Genomic DNA, 15,943 nt, shown 5'->3' on the forward strand with positions numbered 1-15,943 from the left:
CAGCGCCGTCGCTCACTGCTTTGCGTCGAAAGAAAATCGGAGTTGTGCGTTTAGTTCTCTGGACCGGAGAGTGCCGTCTCGATGACGGAGGAGTACGACGACTCACCGATGTTGAATGCGACCTGATTGTAGACTTCGCCATCGAACGAGTCGGCGAAGACGTTCGAGAAGCGCTCAGAGAGCTGCTGGCCGTAGTCGTTGTTGACGTAGAGCGTCGAAACCGTGGAGGCTTCGAGGCGTTCGGCCATGACCTGCGCCATGACGCGGCCCTGCAGGAAGTCGGATGGTGCCGTCCGGAAGATGAAGTCGTTGTCTTCGAGGTTCGAGACGGACAGTGCCGTCGAGGACGGCGAGCAACCGACGACCTCGTTCGGGATGAACGCCTGTTGTGAGACAGGGACGTTCACACCGGAGGATGCCGACCCACACACTGCGGGGACACCTGCGGAGACGAGCGACTGTGCGGCAGAGACACCGGCGTCCGGGGACGTCTGTGTGTCTTCGATCTGCGCGTTCACGGTGATGCCCGCCGGGTTGGCGTCGTTGACCTGCTTGACCGGAATCTGTGCTGCCTGAATCATCGGCTGACCGACTGCCGCGAGGTCGCCGGTCTCAGGCAGGAGAATTCCGACCGAGATTTCGCGGTCGGAGCCGCCAGCCCCGCTGTCTGCAGATGGGCCGTTGCCGTCCGGGTTCTCGCCCTCGAAGCTCTGGACTTCGACGTCCGTGGTGGCGTTGTTCTCTGCGTCGAACTCCCAGACGGCGTATGCTGCCTCTGCTGGGTCGCCCTTCTCGTCGAAGTTGACGGACGAAGAAGCACCGACGTAGTTGATGTCTTCGCCGTTCGCGGCCGCCTCGACACCCTCGACGAGGTTGTCTGGCGTGACCTCCATGCCACCGGGGTTGGCGACACGTCGCATCTGGTCGCGGATTGCCGCGCCGGTGTTCTCACCGGCCGCAGCGTTTGCGAGAATCAGCGTCGCAACCGAGTCGTAACACTGCGAGTTGAACACACCCGGTGCCGCGTTGTACTCTTCTTGGAAGAGCTGGTTGAACGTCTCCTGTGCCGGACCACCCGCTGCGGGTGCGGTACCGGTGACGTTCGCCATGTCGTTACCGACCTGACCGGGCATCGAGCCCGAGCGCAGACCGTCGGGAACGAGAATGGACTCGCTTCCATCGGATGCGCTGTAGTAGTCACGGAAGAGCTGAATACCACTTTCCGGGTAGCCGATGACGACGAGGCCTTCTGGCCCATTGCCGCCACCGCCACCGCCACCGATACAGCCTGATAAACCAGTTAAGCCTGCCGCCCCTGCGGCGCCCACTCCCTTTAGGTAGTCTCGTCGTGCGATATCACGTACCATATGAAAGTCAATGGCAAGTACGGGTTATAAATTTAACTCCCTGAGTTTCGAAAAAGACGAATTTGCGATATACCGCGGTAAGGACAGAAATTCGTTGAAATTGTCAATTGTAGACTTTTATATTCGATATTCACTCACTGACCGTTGACACGACAGACGATGCGAATCGCTGCGTTCAAACCGCTTGCACCGCGTTTTTCGAGCGATGACCATCCCGTCGTTCGTCATCGGCATCGCCGGGGGTAGTGGTGCCGGAAAGACGACTGTGGCCCGACTCATCACGGAGAACGTCGGTGAGTCCGTGACACGGATTCCGATTGACAACTACTACAAGGACCAGAGCCACCTCGAAATGGCCGAACGAGAGCAGGTCAACTACGACCACCCGTCGGCATTCGAGTGGGACCTCCTCAGAGAGCAACTGTCGGACCTCCTCGAAGGCCGTACCGTCGATATGCCGCAGTACGACTTCGAAGTGCACAATCGTAAACCCGAGCGCGTCACTGTCGCACCCACCGACGTCATCATCCTCGAAGGAATTCTCGCCCTCTACGACGAACAGGTCAACGAGATGCTCGACCTGCGACTCTACGTCGAAACGGACGCCGACGTGCGCATCCTCCGGCGCATCCAACGCGACGCCATCGACCGCGGCCGCGACTTACAGGGCGTCATGGACCAGTATCTCTCGACGGTCAAGCCCATGCACGAGCAGTTTATCGAACCGACGAAGAAACACGCCGACCTCATCATCCCCGAAGGCGCCAACAGCGTCGCTGTGACCCTGCTCGAAGAGAAGGTCCAAGCGGAGGTCGAAGGTGACGAGACGCGCACGTGGGAGCGCGGCGAAATCGAGAAAGAAGTCCAGCAGCGTTCGTCGATGCAGGGGTCGGACGACTGACGTCCGAGCGAACGCTTACGCGCTTTTTCCTTTGACGAACTGCTCTGCGCCTTCGTAGAACCAGTAGCCCGCTTCGCGCATGCCCTTGCCGACGGCCTTGTGGAACTCGACGAAATCGCCGTACTCCTCGCCATCGACGTGCTCGAAGATTTCGCCGAGCGAGACGACGCGCTCGTAGTCGATTCGAATCGGTTCGTCACCGAACTCCTCGACGAACTCCGCTTTGTTCAGCGGGAAGTCCTCGTCTTCGTCGATTTTCTTGGCGATGATGGCCTGACCGTATTTACGCCGTCCTTCGCTTCCTTCTTCTCCGTCTGGGTCGTGTGGCCAATCCATACCCGACTGTTAGGGGGCCGATTCAAAGCCGTTACGCATCGGTGGTGTGTGGCATGGGTGGGTGGCTGAGTACTCACGTCAAGATTAGAGATTGGACGGGCCCCATTTCACTACAGTGGTAGGTAACTACTCTATACTGTGTGTTGAAATGATGTTCAAATTCCTAACCCACAATCTACGCTATTGTGCCAGTAAATCTGTTCTCAAAATGATTCCAAGCATACCTATTAAAACGACAAAACCTGACAACACCTTGGCCCAGTCAGCCAATGGAAGTACTCCAATAATTTGGGCGAGAACAAGAATAAATGTCAAGAAGACCAGAGAATTATTAATCTGGTTATCGCGTGCCGACAACTCTCTTTCGTGAGCGACATCGAACCCATCTGATGTGAGTTTATATCCATACTCTCTTTCTCCCTCAAGACCGCCAGTCCCAGGACTGTCCCATCTTGATTTGATTTCTTCTCTTTCGACAAGTCCCCATTCTTCCAGAGTCTCAACCGACTTATTTGCCTCTAGTCTGTTTAGGTCCGTCTCTACAACAAATGGGTGACTTCTGTTAATTTCTCCCGTAGGTAGGTTGGGGGACTGCTGATACAGAACGCGAACGATTTCGGCCCAATCTGGTTCTTCCATACAGAATAACAAATAGTCAAAACACACGACATTATCGGTTAAGGAGGATTGACTAGTTCTGTGGGCCGCGTAAGAGTTAATCCCATGTCGTTGTGTACACCATTGACTAACTTCACGACACCAAATAAACGAAATCTGGAGTTGTGACCTGTGTCATAATGTGGTGGGACTGGGATTGTGAGCGCTGTGAGACGTTCGTCTCACATGCTCAGGCTCACTGCGTTCGCCTGAACTTCACTCGCAAATCAGAGATTTGCTCCCTAGTTCAAACCCCAGACCGGACCGCAACACCCGCTCACGATGGCGAGCACACGCTACGCGGTGCTCGCAGTGTTGTTCGCGGTAGAATGCGGTGGGACTGGGATTGTGAACCACGGTCGCTCGCTGTGCTCGCTCCCTGATTCAAATCCCACTCCGTCTCCGATTTCCACTCACTGTGCCGCGCAGATGTCACTGCGCGGCGATTGGTTCGTGGAAAATGCGGTGGGACTGGGATTTGAACCCAGGATTCCGTGAGGAAACCTGCTTTCAAGGCAGGCGCGTTAGGCCGCTCCGCCATCCCACCCTCGTCACCACGTTTTCGGTGGGGTACCTAAGAGTTGTCGCTCTCAGTCAGTCACGAACGAGTTCGAGCACGCCGTCCACTTCTTCGACCGAAAGCCCCCACTCGAAGACGAGCGTCGTCGTGTGCTTGGGGACGAGACGCTCGACTTCCACGCGCGAGCGAAGAATCGGAACGAGCGTGGCGAGGTCAGCGCCCGTTTCCACGACCGGGAGCATCTGGAGATACTCGAACGAGAGGTCCGCGTCGTCGGCGCGCTCGGCCAGCGTCTGAATCTCCGGCGTCTCGTAGGCGTCGGTGAAGTCGATTGGTTCGGTGAAGCCGGCGTAGAAGACGCGACCCTCGGTCGAAGGGCCGACGACGACCTGCGAACTGCGGAGTTTCATCGCCGCGGTGTCGATGTGCGGGCGACCGAGTTGCGGGACGGTCGGGGTGACGACGGCCGCGGAACTCACCTCTTCCTCACGAAGCAGGTGCGTCACGGTGTTGCCGGCGCGGGCGGAGAACGTCGAACCGACCTGCGGTTCGAATCGAACGTCGTCGAGGTCGCCGACTGCGTCCGCGACGATCTCCCGGAGTTCGTCCTCGGCGGAGAGGTCTTCGACGTACTCGTCGGGGAGGTCGTCGTCCGCGCGGTAGTTGACGAGCAACTCGCCGCCGGAGCGCGAGACGGCGAGGGCGGCGTCCTTGAGCATCGCTTCGTACAACTCGGCGGCTTCGGTCTCGGAGAGGGGACTCGTCTCGACGAGCGACGAGAGCACGAGTCCGGGCCGCGGTGGTTCGGCGAGAACGGCGACGGTGGTCATATCGACACGTCAGTTCGGGGCACCCTTCAAGTCGCCGCTTGCGACTCGGCGAGTCGAGACGCGGTTAGCGACTCCAGTGACCGTCAGCGACTCCGACGACCCTTCGTCTGACGGTAGTCGCGGTCGAACACTTCCTCGACGACGTGGTCGATGAACGCCCGTGTGTCCTCGTCGGTCTGGTCTTCGGGGGCTTTCATGGGCACGAGTTCGAACCCGCGTCCCCGGATGGTCGTCGCGTGCTCGGCGTCGATGTCGAAACTGTCGGCCGCGCGCGTGGTGTAATCGAACGCGAGCGCCTCCAGTGCGGCCTGTCCGACGGGGACGATGATGTGCGGGTTTATCATCCGAATCTCGGCGTTGAGGAACGGTTCGCACGTCGATATCTCGTTCTCGGTCGGCCCGCGCTCGGGGTGACGACACCGGGTCAGATAGGTCACGAAGGCGTTCTGGATATCCGGTTCGTCGGCATCTGGCTCCGACCGGACGAAGCCGAGTTCGCCGAGGATAGACTGGACTCGCTCGCCCGCTTCGTCGCCGGTGAAGGGAACACCGGTCTCTTCGGCGGCGGCGCTCGGGGCTTCGCCGACGAACAGGAACTCCGCGCCCACGTCGCCGTAGCCGTGGACGACCTGCTGGCGGACCTCGCAGAGCGCCGAGCAGTTGGTGCAGTCGGCGTCCATCGAGAAGGGATTCTTGAACTGACGTTGATTCGCGTCCACACAGGGTGTTCGTCTGGGAAGCTAAAATCAACCCGGTCCCCGGAGCACAGAGGTGCGGAGTGAAAGTGAAATAATGTGAATTATGCGTGCAAGTGTTCGAAATACCCGAATTGGGGCGAAAGACACGCTTGTGAGCAGTGAAAGTGAAAACGGGTACCGAACTCGTCGGTGTGAGGTGAGGACAGTCCCTTCAGCGGTCGAGACCGCCTTTCGACTTGATGTCCATGATGTGGCGGACGTTCAGGTAAATCTCCTCGGGCGAGGTGTCGCCGTCGGGGTCGTAGAGGTCGCTCACGCGGTAGAGAATCGCCGATACCTGCCGACTCTCCGAGGAGTCGCCGTAGATATCGTCGGCGATTTCGCGGAGTACCTTTCGCTTTTCCTCGTCGTTCTCGAACTCCGCGTCCGAGTCGGGAGCCATCTCCCAATCGACGTCGTCGGCGTCCTGTTCCGGGTCGGGTTGGGTGTCGCCATCTGGTCGGCCGTCGCCATCTGACCGGCCGTCGCCATCTGACCGGCCGTCGCCATCTGACCGGCCGTCGTCACTCATCGTCGGCAACCTTCCGTCGCTGGACGATGCCGGTCATGTTGGCGACGTTCTCGGTCATCACGCGGAACGCGTCGGCCGTGTCGCTGTCGTCGTCGAGGACGATTGGGCGGCCGCCGTCGCCACCCTCGCGCACTGCCGGGTCGAGTGGAAGCGCACCGAGGAACGGCAGGTCGTTCGAGGCGGCGAAGTCGCGGCCGCCGCCCGCGCCGAAGATGTCGTGGCTGTTGCCGCAGTCGGGACAGCGGAACGTGCTCATGTTCTCGACGATGCCCAAGACGGTCGTATCGTGCTTGCCGAACATCCGAAGTCCCTTGTTGGCGTCGTCGAGCGCGACGTTCTGCGGCGTGGTGACGATGACGGCACCCGTGAGCGGGAGCGTCTGGAGGATGGTCAACTGCGTGTCGCCGGTTCCCGGCGGCAGGTCGAGCACGAGGTAGTCGAGTCGTCCCCACTCCACGTCTTCGACCAACTGGGTCAGGAGTTGGTGGACCATCGGGCCGCGCCAGATGACGGGGTCGTCCTCGCCGACGAGGAACGCCATCGACATGAGCTTCATCCCGTACTTTTCGGGCGGGACGATAGTCTGGTCTTGGGTCGCCTGCGGGGCGTCTTCGGCGGCGACCATCCGCGGGACGTTCGGGCCGTAGATGTCGGCGTCGAAGAGACCGACGCGCGCGCCGAGTTTCGAGAGACCCGCGGCGAGGTTGACCGCGACGGTCGATTTCCCGACGCCGCCCTTGCCGGAGGCGACGGCGATGATGTTCGTGACGCCGGGCAACACTTCTTCGTCCGGGTCGCGGTCGGACGGAATCTTTGCGGTGAGTTCCGCCTCCAGTCCCATCTCGCCGAGCACTTCGCGCACTCGACGCCCGATGGTGGTCTCCGAGGGGGAGTACGGTGCCCCGAGTGCGAGCGACACGCGGGCGGTGTCGCCATCGACCTCGATGGCGTTCACCAGTCCGAGAGAAACGATGTCGTCGCCGAGTTCGGGGTCCTCGACCGCTCGCAGACGGTCGCGTACGTCGGCTTCGTCCATGTCCATCTGTCCGGCCGTATCGCCGATAAGAGTTTTGTAAACCCCCGAAGCGCCTCGATAAATGCGGCCACATTCGCCGACATTTCCCACGCATGGTAATCGAATGTGGTTACTTCGAGGTCGATTGACACCTCGAATTTATCAGCGCTCCCACGTACACTCCTGACATGGTGTTGGCGGACGACTTTGGCAGAGAAGTAACCGGCGTTCGTATCTCTCTTACCGACCGGTGCAACTTCGACTGCATCTATTGTCACAACGAAGGGCTGGGAGACACGAGGGGACCGATGGACGCCTCGGACAACGAGATGAGCGCCGACGACGTGGTGCGATTTCTCGAAGTGGTCGAGGAGTACGGCGTCGAGAAGGTGAAGTTCACCGGCGGCGAGCCGATGCTCCGGGCCGACCTCGAAGAGATTATCGAGCGCACGCCGGACTCGATGGAAACGTCGCTGACGACGAACGGGACGTTCCTTCCGGAGCGCGCCGCCGACCTCGTCGATGCCGGTCTCGACCGGGTGAACGTCTCGCAGGACGCCCTCGACCCGAAAGCGTTCGCGGAAATCACGAAGTCCGGTGCCTACGACAAGGTGATGGAGGGCGTCAAGACGGCCGTCGAAGTCGGTCTCACACCGGTCAAGCTCAACATGGTCGTGTTCACCCACACGGCGGGCTACGTCGAGGAGATGGTGGAGTACGTCGCCGAGAACGAGGGACTCCAGTTACAGCTCATCCAGTACATGCCCGAACTCACGGGGCGACCCGACTGGAACATCGACATCGACCGCGTCCACCGCTGGCTGAACGACATCGCCGACGAGACGGAAGTCCGAGATATGCACCACCGACGACGGTACCACATCGGCAAGGGCATGGTCGAAATCGTGGACCCAGTGGAGAACCCCGAGTTCTGTGCGAACTGCCACCGCGTGCGCGTAACACATCAAGGATTCCTCAAGGGCTGTCTCAACCGCAACGACGACCTGCGGCCGATGGGCGAGATGACGCGTGCCGAGATTCGTGAGACGTTCGAAGCAGTCGTCGCCAGTCGCGTCCCGTACTACGGCGAGTACCTCGTCCGCGACAACGACGGCGACTGGACCATCAACGAAGAGTACATCGGCGCGTAAAACCGGCCGCCGTCGCCACAGTCTTCCTCGCCACTCACTCCCGAATAAATCGGGTTTCTGTTTTTTGAAGTTTCATTCAACTTATACGCGTAGCCTTCAACGCTCAGGTGTTGATTGTACGTTCAGTCAGTCGGCACGGGCCGACCGGCTCCGGCGTGCATTCGTGTCGTCGTCTCCACACGAACCATCATCACACACCGTATCTCCAATGAAACTCTCACGCGCACTCGCCGTCGTCTTGGTCGTACTGGTCGCTCTTCCGAGCCCAGCGATGGCCGGTATCGTCGGCGAACCGAATCTCCAAGCGTACGCACCGAGTAACAAACTCGTTCCCGGACAGGAAACGTCGGTCAACGTCGTCATCACGAACTACGGCGGCGACACCGAGTACCGACAGTTCTCCTCTTCGGAGAGCGCCGCATCGCTTTCGGACCAGCAGCGGAACCAACTCGAAGCGCAAGTTCGCTCCGCGCGCAACGTCCGCCTGACGCTCGAATCCGGTGAGGCACCCGTCGAAGTGAACACGGCGACGCTTCCGGTCGGCGACATCGCGCACGGAAGTCAGAAGGAAGCGACCTTCTCCGTCTCGGTCAAAGAGGACGTCGCACCGGGCACCTACGACATGACGCTCGTCGCCGAGTACGAGTACGACGAGTCCGTCCGTGACAACGGCGACGTGCAGAACGAAGAGGAGACGACGGCCGAGATTCCCGTGACTGTCGTCGTCGAAGAGGCACCGAGCTTCGAAATCGTCTCCACCGAGACGACCGCCCAAGTCGGCGGAAGCGGCATCGTCACCCTCACCATGCGGAACACCGGTTCCCAACCCGCCTACGACTCCTCGGTGACGCTCACCTCGCAGAACCCCGAAGTCACCTTCGGTCAGTCGAACACCGCGAGTCGCTACGCCGGTGAGTGGGGCGTCAACGAGACGCGTCAACTCGAATACAAGGCGTCGGTCGCACCCTCTGCGGCGGTCCAGCAGTACGCGATGACCGTGCAAGTCAACTACGAGGACGACGACGGCGTGCCCAAGCAGTCCAAGAGCCTCGCCACGGGTCTGACGCCGCTCGCCGAGCAATCGTTCTCGCTCGACGCGACGGACTCGACGCTCCAAGTCGGCCGTGAGACGACGGTCGGCGGGACGATTACGAACGACGGTCCCGACACCGCACGGAACGCCGTCCTCGTCATCTCTTCGAACTCTCCGACGACGAACATCAAAGAGACCGAGTACGCACTCGGGACCCTCGAAGTGGGCCAATCGTCCGACTTCGAATTCTCCGTCGAAGTGAGTGACTCCGCGGACGCTGGTGTCCGACAACTGAACTACGTCGTCGAGTACCGCAACGCCGACGGCGACGTGCAGAAATCCAAGTCGCTCACGATGGAGACGCGAGTCGAACCCAAGCAGAACCTCTTCGACGTCGAGATGAAAAACGAGTCGCTCGAAGCCGGGTCCTCGCAAACGATGGTGCTCGTCGTCACCAACAACGGCGACGAGACGTTCCGCAACATCGACGCCAAGGCCTTCGCCGACAGTCCGCTGAGTCTGTCTGACGACACCGCGTTCATCGACGAACTCGCACCCGGCGAGTCCACGGAGATTGCACTCGGTATGAGCGCCGCCTCGTCGGCGACGCCGAAGACCTACTCGTTCGACATCGACTTCCAGTACGAGAACGAAGACGGCGAGCGCAAACTGTCTGACTCCTACGCCGTCCCCGTCTCGGTCACCGAGAGCGAACGCGGCGGTGGGCTTCCGATTACGCTCATCGGCGCGGTCGTCATCGTCGGTCTCGGCGTCGTCGGCTTCCTCTGGTACCGTCGGTAACCCCTCCATCCAATCATGATTGACTACGAACGGTACACCGAGCGCCTCGGCGAGCACATCGTCACGAACCCCGGCAGGGTCGTCGCCCTGTTCCTCGTGGTGACGCTCGTCTTCAGTGCCGGTCTCGGAAACATCTCCACCGACGCCGGGACCTCGCAGTTCACCGAAGACTCGCCCGCCCAAGAGGCACTCGACGACGTCAACCGCGAGTTCACGCCGGCCTTCGAGACGAGTTCCGGGAGCACACAGCTCATTCAACGGAGTTCGAACGTGCTCTCGAAGTCGTCGATGCTCGATATGTTACGGCTCCAGCAGAGTATCCTGGAGCGCACTGATCTCCGGGCGACGTCGGCATCGTCGGTCGCTTCGACGGTCGCGCAGACGCTCGACCCGTCGGCGACGACTATCGACGCCCAAATCGCGGCGATGGAAGCGGCCTCGCAGTCAGAGGTTCGCGCCGCAGCGCGGCAAGCAACGTCGAACCCCGGCGTCGCCTCGCTGCTGAGCAACGACTTCAACCGCGAGTCGGTGACCGCCTCGGCGACGATTGGCGTCGTCAGCCACGAGGTGCCCGGCATCTCGTCGAGCGCCGGGACCTCCGGAACGAGTCCGCTCTCGGACATTCAAACCGAGATTCAGACGATGAGTACCGTCGCCGAGAGCGACATCACCGTCTTCGGGAGCGGTATCATCTCCAGCGAGTTGGGGAACGTCATCGTCGATTCGCTGTTGTTGGTCGTGCCCGCGGCGGTGTTGCTCATCTTCGCGTTCTTGGTCATCGCCTACCGCGACCCAATCGACCTCCTGCTGGGGGTTATCTCGCTCGGTCTCGCAATCATCTGGACGTTCGGGTTCATGGGTCTCGCAGACATCCCGTTCAGCCAGATGCTCATCGCGGTGCCGCCGCTGCTCTTGGCTGTCGGTATCGACTTCGGTATCCACGCCGTCAATCGATACCGCGAAGAGCGCATCAAGGACGTCGCGCCCGGGCCCTCGATGCGGATTACCGTGAGACAGCTTTCGGTCGCCTTCTTCATCGTCACCGCGACGACGGTGATTGGCTTCCTCTCGAACCTCACGAGCGACCTCGCGCCGATTCGTGACTTCGGTCTCGTCGCGGCGGTGGGCATCCTCTTTACGTTCCTCATCTTCGGGGTGTTCCTCCCCGCGGCGAAGCTCTACGCCGACCAACTCCGGGACGAGTACAACGTGCCCGAGTTCGGTTCCGCGCCGCTCGGCACCGAAGGTGGACTGCTCGCGCGCGTCCTCTCGGTCGGTGTCGTCATCGGCCGTCGCGCGCCGGCACTGTTCCTCCTCGTCGTCGTGCTGATTAGTGTCGGCGCCGCTGCCTACGGAACCGGTGTTGACACCACGTTCTCCCAAGAGGACTTCTTGCCGCCGGAGGAACAACCCGCCGTCCTCCAGCAACTCCCGGAACCCTTCAAGCCGGGTGTCTACACCGTCACGCGCGACCTGAACTACCTCGAAGACACCTTCGAGAGCACGCAGGGTGACAGTGTGACCATATACGTCGAAGGACAGCTCAGGGACGACTCGGCGCTCGAAGAGATTCACCGCGCCGGCGAGGACCCGCCGAAGTCGTTCGTCTCGTCCGACCGGCGTGCCGAATCGACGAGCATCGTCACCGTCATCCAGAACTACGCGGCACAGGACCCCGAGTTCGCCGCGCTCGTGGACCGCAACGACGCGGACGGAAACGGCGTCCCGGACGACAACCTCGACCGGATATACGACGAACTGCTCGCCTCGCCGGTTTCGTCGCAGGCGTCGTCGTACATCTCCGACGACTACCGCAAGACGCGCATCGTGTACACCGTCAAAGGCGATGCGACCCAGGACGCAATCGTCAACGACGGCCAGGAAGTCGCCGACAGACTCCGGATGAGTTCGACTGCGACCGGCAGTACGGTGGTGTTCAAGGCTATCTCCGATACCATCTTCATGTCCGCGGTCACCAGCCTCGTCATCGCACTCTCGGTGACGGCGGTGTTCTTGGTGCTCATCTACCAACTGCTCGAAGGCAAGGGGTCGCTCGGAATCGTCAACGTCGTACCTATCGTCGTGACGATTGCCCTGCTCGCCGGGTCGATGCGCTATCTCGGCATCCCGCTCAACGCGTTGACCGCGACGATTCTCTCTATCGCCATCGGGCTGGGTATCGACTACTCCGCCCACGTCGTCCACCGCTTCTCCGACGAGTACAACGCCGGTGGCGACCTCTTCGAGGCGCTTCGGCTGACCGTCGGCGGGACCGGTGGCGCACTCACCGGAAGTATGCTCACCACGACCACGGGTCTCGGCGTGCTCGCTATCGCCATCACGCCCGTGCTCGGGCAGTTCGGTATCGTGACCGCTCTGAGCATCTTCTACTCGTATCTGACCGCGCTCGTGGTCACGCCCCCGACCATCGTCATCTGGGAGCGCCTGACCCAGCGCGGAACCGACGCGCTGACCTCTGTGTCCTCCTGACGCTCTCCCTCCACCGCCCACGAAACCCGGCCCATCGCGGGTCGGTGGCCTTCGACAGGCCGCGACGCCCAGTCGGCTCGATGCCGACGTCTCGACCGAATCGCTCGGTCGTTGCCCCTGCCCCCAACGCCCGTATCGCTCGCTTCACATCGGCCGTATTGCGGCCGACCACTGCCCACACCGCGGTTGACCACCGCTCACATCGGGTTTCGACCGACCGACGTCGCTCGGACTCGAACTGGGCCACAACCGCCATCAGACCACGAACGCAACGCTCATGCCCGACAACCAATCGAATCAAACCATGTCCGTACTCTCGAAGCTTCCCCCCTGGCTCGTCGCGGTCGTAGCGGCGCTCCTCGGTCTCCTCGTGACGGGGCTTGGCCACCTGTTTCTGTGGCGCTGGCGTCGAGCACTCCTCTGGATTCTGCTCGCGTTCACCGTCGCACTCGTCTTCGTTCCGACGTCGGCGCTCGAAGCGGTCTCGAACGGGGCGGCGATGTCGCCCGCCGAATTCCGGCCCGTCCTCGTCGAGTTGCTTCCAGTTCTCGTCGTCTCTCTCGTCAGCGTGGCCGATGCGTTCATCCTCGGATGGAAGAAAGCGTCGAGTGCACCGACTGTCACCGACGAACCCGACGGAGAGACCCACACGTGCCCGCAGTGCGGCAACGAAATCGACCCGGAGTTGGACTTCTGTCACTGGTGTACGACGCGCCTCGCCCCCGCGGACGGAGACGGTTCCTAGTCACACAATCGAATCGAGACACGACCACTGACCACACACGACGACACATACGACGAAATTTCACCCACAATGTACGACGGACCGCCAGACACAGGCCGAAGCGAGACGGAACAGGCCATCATGGATGCGACGCTTCGAGCGCTCGCTACGCACGGCTACGCCGACCTCTCGATAAAGAACATCGGCACCGAGTTCGACAAGAGCACCTCGCTTCTGTACTACCACTACGAGAGCAAAGACGAACTGCTGCTCGCGTTTTTAGACTACATTCTCGACATCTTCGCGGCCAGTATCGACCCCGACGCCGAGGACCCCGACGAAGAACTCCGCGAGTTCGTCTCGTACATCCTCACGGACGAGACGGACGGCCCGGAGGTGCTCGCCTTCCAGCGCACTATCATCGAACTCCGTGCGCAGACGATTCACAAGGAGTCCTACCGAGCGAAGTTCGGAGACATCGAGACGCGCATGATAGAGACGGTGAAGACGCTCATCGAACGCGAAATCGAGGCTGGCCACTACCGCGAGATGGACGCCGAGATGATGGCGGAGAACCTGATGGCGTTTCTCTACCGCGCGCTCGACGTTCGCGTGACCGGAACGCGCCCCGAGTCGATAGACGCGATGCGAGACTCTGTGTTCTTCTTGCTCGACAACGTGATGCCCCTCTCGGGAGACCCGGCACGCCCGGAAGACACGTCGAACTAATCACGCGAACTAGCTTTCTGCGCTCTTGGGGAGGTCCGACCCGTTTTCGGCAGGGTTCTCGATGAAGTCGATGATAGACTGGGCACCCTGAAACCCGTCGTCGAGTCGTCCGACGAGGTCACCGTCTTCGAACAGCAAGAGCGTCGGCACGCTCCGGATGGTGTACGTCTCCGCAATGGACATGTCCGTCTGTGGGTTGACCATCACGACCGTCACGTCGGTCGCTTTGGCGACCGTTCCGAGGACGGGTTCGATGCTCTGACAGAGCGTACAGCCCTTGGTGTAGATATCGAGGAGCACGCGCTCGTGGGTGGCGAGGAGTTCGTCCAACTCGTCGTTCGTCTCGATTCGGACGGGTTTTTTCTGCGCTCGCTCGGTGTCGCTCGAAGCCATTAGAGACGATACGTTCGCGTGGTATCTATGGCTTTACTGACAATCGATATCATGGGCCAATAGTGCCGTCCAACGGTGAGTTCGACCCTCACACGGCGAGCTCCCTTTCGTGATGTTTAAGTAATGTCCCCGATTCGTATCGCATGCAATCGCTGATAGGGGTGTAGTCCCCGAGTCCATGAGGGCGAAACTAACTACAAACGCAGTGTTGCGGTAGCCAAGCCTGGCCCAAGGCGCTGGGTTGCTAACTCAGTGGCGTCAAGCCCCCGGGGTTCGAATCCCCGCCGCAACGCTCACCAATAGACTCTCAAAGTCATGAGTGCAGAAGAACCACAGGACGGCTCACCCGAGGAGGAAGAGGACCTCCGTTACTTCATCCGGATTGGTCAAACCGACCTTGACGGGACGAAGTCGGTCGAGCGCAGTCTGACGGACATGAAAGGTATCGGCAAGCGCACAGCGCGCATCATCGCCGACGCCGCGGAAGTTGACCGAACGGCGCTGTTCGGTAAGCTTCCCGAAGACGAGATCGACTCCGTTGTCGATGTCGTCGAGAACTTCAAGGACCACGCCCCGACGTGGATGGTCAACCGGCAGAAGGACTTCTTCTCCGGCGAGACCGACCACATCATCGGTACGGACCTCGAAGAGAAGCGGCGGCATGACATCAACCGCATGAAGATGATCAGCTCCTACAAGGGCGTTCGACACCAGCGTGGACAGAAGGTTCGCGGACAGCGAACCAAGTCCACGGGTCGTACTGAAGGTACGATCGGTGTCAACGTCGAGGAGATCAAAGAGGGGATGGAAGAATGACGACCGGCAACAACACGAAATTCTACGAAACCCCCAACCACCCGTTCCAGGGCGAGCGTATCGCCCAGGAAGCGGACATGCTCTCGCGCTACGGTCTCCAGACGAAAGAGGAGTTCTGGCGCGCGCAGTCTGAGCTTCGTAACATCCGACGTGAGGCACGACGCCTCCTCGGCGAAGCACAGGGTGACGTCGAGGAAGCCGAATCGCTCGGTGCCGAGTTTATGGCTCGTCTCCGACGCTACGGCATCCTCTCCGAGAACGACGACATTTCGCAGACGCTGCGTCTCGACGTGACGGACATTCTCGAACGACGCTTCCAGACTATCGCCTACCGCAAGGGTCTCGCATCGACCCCGCAGCAGGCACGACAGTTCATCGTTCACGGCCACGTGACGATCGACGGTGCCCGCGCGACGGTCCCCTCGCGGAAGGTCGAAGTCTCCGAAGAGGACTCCGTGAGCTTCGACGAAAACTCGCCGCTCTCGGACGAACTGCACCCTGAGCGCGCGGAGGCCCAAGAATGAGCGAATCCGAATCCGACAAGTGGGGAATCGCCCACGTCCACGCATCGTTCAACAACACGCTCATCACGGTCACTGACATCACGGGCGCCGAGACGATCGTCGCATCGTCCGGTGGTTCCGTCGTCAAGCAGAACCGTGACGAGGCGTCCCCGTACGCCGCCATGCAGATGGCAGAGAGCGTCGCCGACCAGATCAAGGCCGCAGGCATCTCGGGCCTTCACGTCCGAGTCCGCGGCCCTGGTGGCAACCTGAACAAAAGCCCCGGCCCCGGCGCACAGGCAACGATTCGCGCCCTCGCCCGTGCCGGTCTCGAAATCGGCCGTATCGAGGACGTGACGCCTATCCCGCACGACGGGACGCGCGCGCCGAAAAACAGCCGACTCTAAC

17 protein-coding genes and 2 tRNA genes are annotated in these 15,943 nt (G+C 61.0%); 10 read left to right on the top strand and 9 right to left on the bottom strand.

Features of this window, described 5'->3' with window-relative positions:
- Positions 1–50: 50 nt before the first annotated feature.
- Complete coding sequence (locus ACFQJC_RS00665; RefSeq protein WP_390221317.1) at positions 51–1,367, bottom strand: ABC transporter substrate-binding protein; 1,317 nt, start codon at positions 1,365–1,367, stop codon at positions 51–53.
- A 205-nt stretch (positions 1,368–1,572) separates the two neighbouring features.
- Between ACFQJC_RS00665 and udk the strand changes: the two genes are divergently transcribed.
- The gene (udk, locus tag ACFQJC_RS00670; protein WP_390221318.1) at positions 1,573–2,268 is read left to right on the top strand and encodes a uridine kinase; all 696 of its coding nucleotides are present in this window, start codon (positions 1,573–1,575) and stop codon (positions 2,266–2,268) included.
- 15 nt (positions 2,269–2,283) lie between these two features.
- Here the strand turns inward: udk and ACFQJC_RS00675 are convergent, their stop codons facing one another.
- The 7 genes from ACFQJC_RS00675 to ACFQJC_RS00705 all read right to left on the bottom strand — a co-directional run bounded on the left by ACFQJC_RS00675 (position 2,284) and on the right by ACFQJC_RS00705 (position 6,916).
- Positions 2,284–2,604: a DUF5785 family protein gene (locus tag ACFQJC_RS00675; protein WP_390221319.1), complete on the bottom strand. Its 321-nt coding sequence runs from the start codon at positions 2,602–2,604 to the stop codon at positions 2,284–2,286.
- Positions 2,605–2,784: 180 nt separating this feature from the next.
- Entirely contained in the window at positions 2,785–3,243 is a 459-nt protein-coding gene (locus tag ACFQJC_RS00680; protein WP_390221320.1) for a hypothetical protein, read from the bottom strand.
- 481 nt (positions 3,244–3,724) lie between these two features.
- A tRNA-Ser gene (locus ACFQJC_RS00685) sits at positions 3,725–3,808 on the bottom strand.
- Between the two features lie 47 nt (positions 3,809–3,855).
- Positions 3,856–4,611 (bottom strand): TIGR04282 family arsenosugar biosynthesis glycosyltransferase, encoded by a 756-nt coding sequence (locus ACFQJC_RS00690; protein WP_390221321.1) that lies wholly within the window; start codon positions 4,609–4,611, stop codon positions 3,856–3,858.
- Positions 4,612–4,694: 83 nt separating this feature from the next.
- The gene (locus tag ACFQJC_RS00695) at positions 4,695–5,330 is read right to left on the bottom strand and encodes a uracil-DNA glycosylase (RefSeq protein WP_390221322.1); all 636 of its coding nucleotides are present in this window, start codon (positions 5,328–5,330) and stop codon (positions 4,695–4,697) included.
- Between the two features lie 190 nt (positions 5,331–5,520).
- A complete protein-coding gene (locus ACFQJC_RS00700; protein WP_390221323.1) occupies positions 5,521–5,880 on the bottom strand; it encodes a hypothetical protein in 360 nt (119 codons plus the stop codon).
- Positions 5,873–6,916 (bottom strand): Mrp/NBP35 family ATP-binding protein, encoded by a 1,044-nt coding sequence (locus tag ACFQJC_RS00705; protein ID WP_390221324.1) that lies wholly within the window; start codon positions 6,914–6,916, stop codon positions 5,873–5,875. The genes ACFQJC_RS00700 and ACFQJC_RS00705 overlap by 8 nt, the downstream gene beginning before the upstream one ends.
- A gap of 167 nt (positions 6,917–7,083) precedes the next feature.
- Between ACFQJC_RS00705 and moaA the strand changes: the two genes are divergently transcribed.
- From moaA to ACFQJC_RS00730, 5 genes are all read left to right on the top strand, one after another.
- A complete protein-coding gene (gene moaA / locus ACFQJC_RS00710) occupies positions 7,084–8,046 on the top strand; it encodes a GTP 3',8-cyclase MoaA (RefSeq protein ID WP_390221325.1) in 963 nt (320 codons plus the stop codon).
- 208 nt (positions 8,047–8,254) lie between these two features.
- Positions 8,255–9,880 carry a COG1361 S-layer family protein gene (locus tag ACFQJC_RS00715; RefSeq protein ID WP_390221327.1) on the top strand — a complete coding sequence of 542 codons (1,626 nt, stop codon included), beginning with the start codon at positions 8,255–8,257 and terminating at the stop codon, positions 9,878–9,880.
- A 15-nt stretch (positions 9,881–9,895) separates the two neighbouring features.
- Entirely contained in the window at positions 9,896–12,370 is a 2,475-nt protein-coding gene (locus ACFQJC_RS00720) for an efflux RND transporter permease subunit (RefSeq protein WP_390221328.1), read from the top strand.
- Between the two features lie 304 nt (positions 12,371–12,674).
- Positions 12,675–13,115 (top strand): DUF7575 domain-containing protein, encoded by a 441-nt coding sequence (locus ACFQJC_RS00725; RefSeq protein WP_390221330.1) that lies wholly within the window; start codon positions 12,675–12,677, stop codon positions 13,113–13,115.
- A gap of 69 nt (positions 13,116–13,184) precedes the next feature.
- A complete protein-coding gene (locus tag ACFQJC_RS00730) occupies positions 13,185–13,823 on the top strand; it encodes a TetR/AcrR family transcriptional regulator (RefSeq protein ID WP_390221331.1) in 639 nt (212 codons plus the stop codon).
- Positions 13,824–13,832: 9 nt separating this feature from the next.
- Here the strand turns inward: ACFQJC_RS00730 and ACFQJC_RS00735 are convergent, their stop codons facing one another.
- On the bottom strand, positions 13,833–14,216 hold the full coding sequence (locus tag ACFQJC_RS00735) for a thioredoxin family protein (RefSeq protein ID WP_390221332.1): 384 nt from the start codon (positions 14,214–14,216) through the stop codon (positions 13,833–13,835).
- A 207-nt stretch (positions 14,217–14,423) separates the two neighbouring features.
- On the opposite strand from ACFQJC_RS00735, the gene ACFQJC_RS00740 reads away from it, so the two are divergent.
- The 4 genes from ACFQJC_RS00740 (at position 14,424) to ACFQJC_RS00755 (ending at position 15,942) form a co-directional block, all read left to right on the top strand.
- A tRNA-Ser gene (locus ACFQJC_RS00740) sits at positions 14,424–14,508 on the top strand.
- 23 nt (positions 14,509–14,531) lie between these two features.
- Complete coding sequence (locus ACFQJC_RS00745) at positions 14,532–15,032, top strand: 30S ribosomal protein S13 (RefSeq protein ID WP_390221333.1); 501 nt, start codon at positions 14,532–14,534, stop codon at positions 15,030–15,032.
- Positions 15,029–15,556 carry a 30S ribosomal protein S4 gene (locus ACFQJC_RS00750; RefSeq protein WP_390221334.1) on the top strand — a complete coding sequence of 176 codons (528 nt, stop codon included), beginning with the start codon at positions 15,029–15,031 and terminating at the stop codon, positions 15,554–15,556. The genes ACFQJC_RS00745 and ACFQJC_RS00750 overlap by 4 nt, the downstream gene beginning before the upstream one ends.
- Positions 15,553–15,942, top strand: coding sequence for a 30S ribosomal protein S11 (locus tag ACFQJC_RS00755; RefSeq protein ID WP_390221335.1), 390 nt, complete (start codon positions 15,553–15,555; stop codon positions 15,940–15,942). Before ACFQJC_RS00750 ends, ACFQJC_RS00755 begins: the two co-directional genes overlap by 4 nt.
- Position 15,943 lies beyond the last annotated feature (1 nt).

Origin of the sequence: Haloferax namakaokahaiae, from assembly GCF_042663225.1 — an archaeon.
Classification (GTDB): Archaea; Halobacteriota; Halobacteria; order Halobacteriales; family Haloferacaceae; genus Haloferax; species Haloferax namakaokahaiae.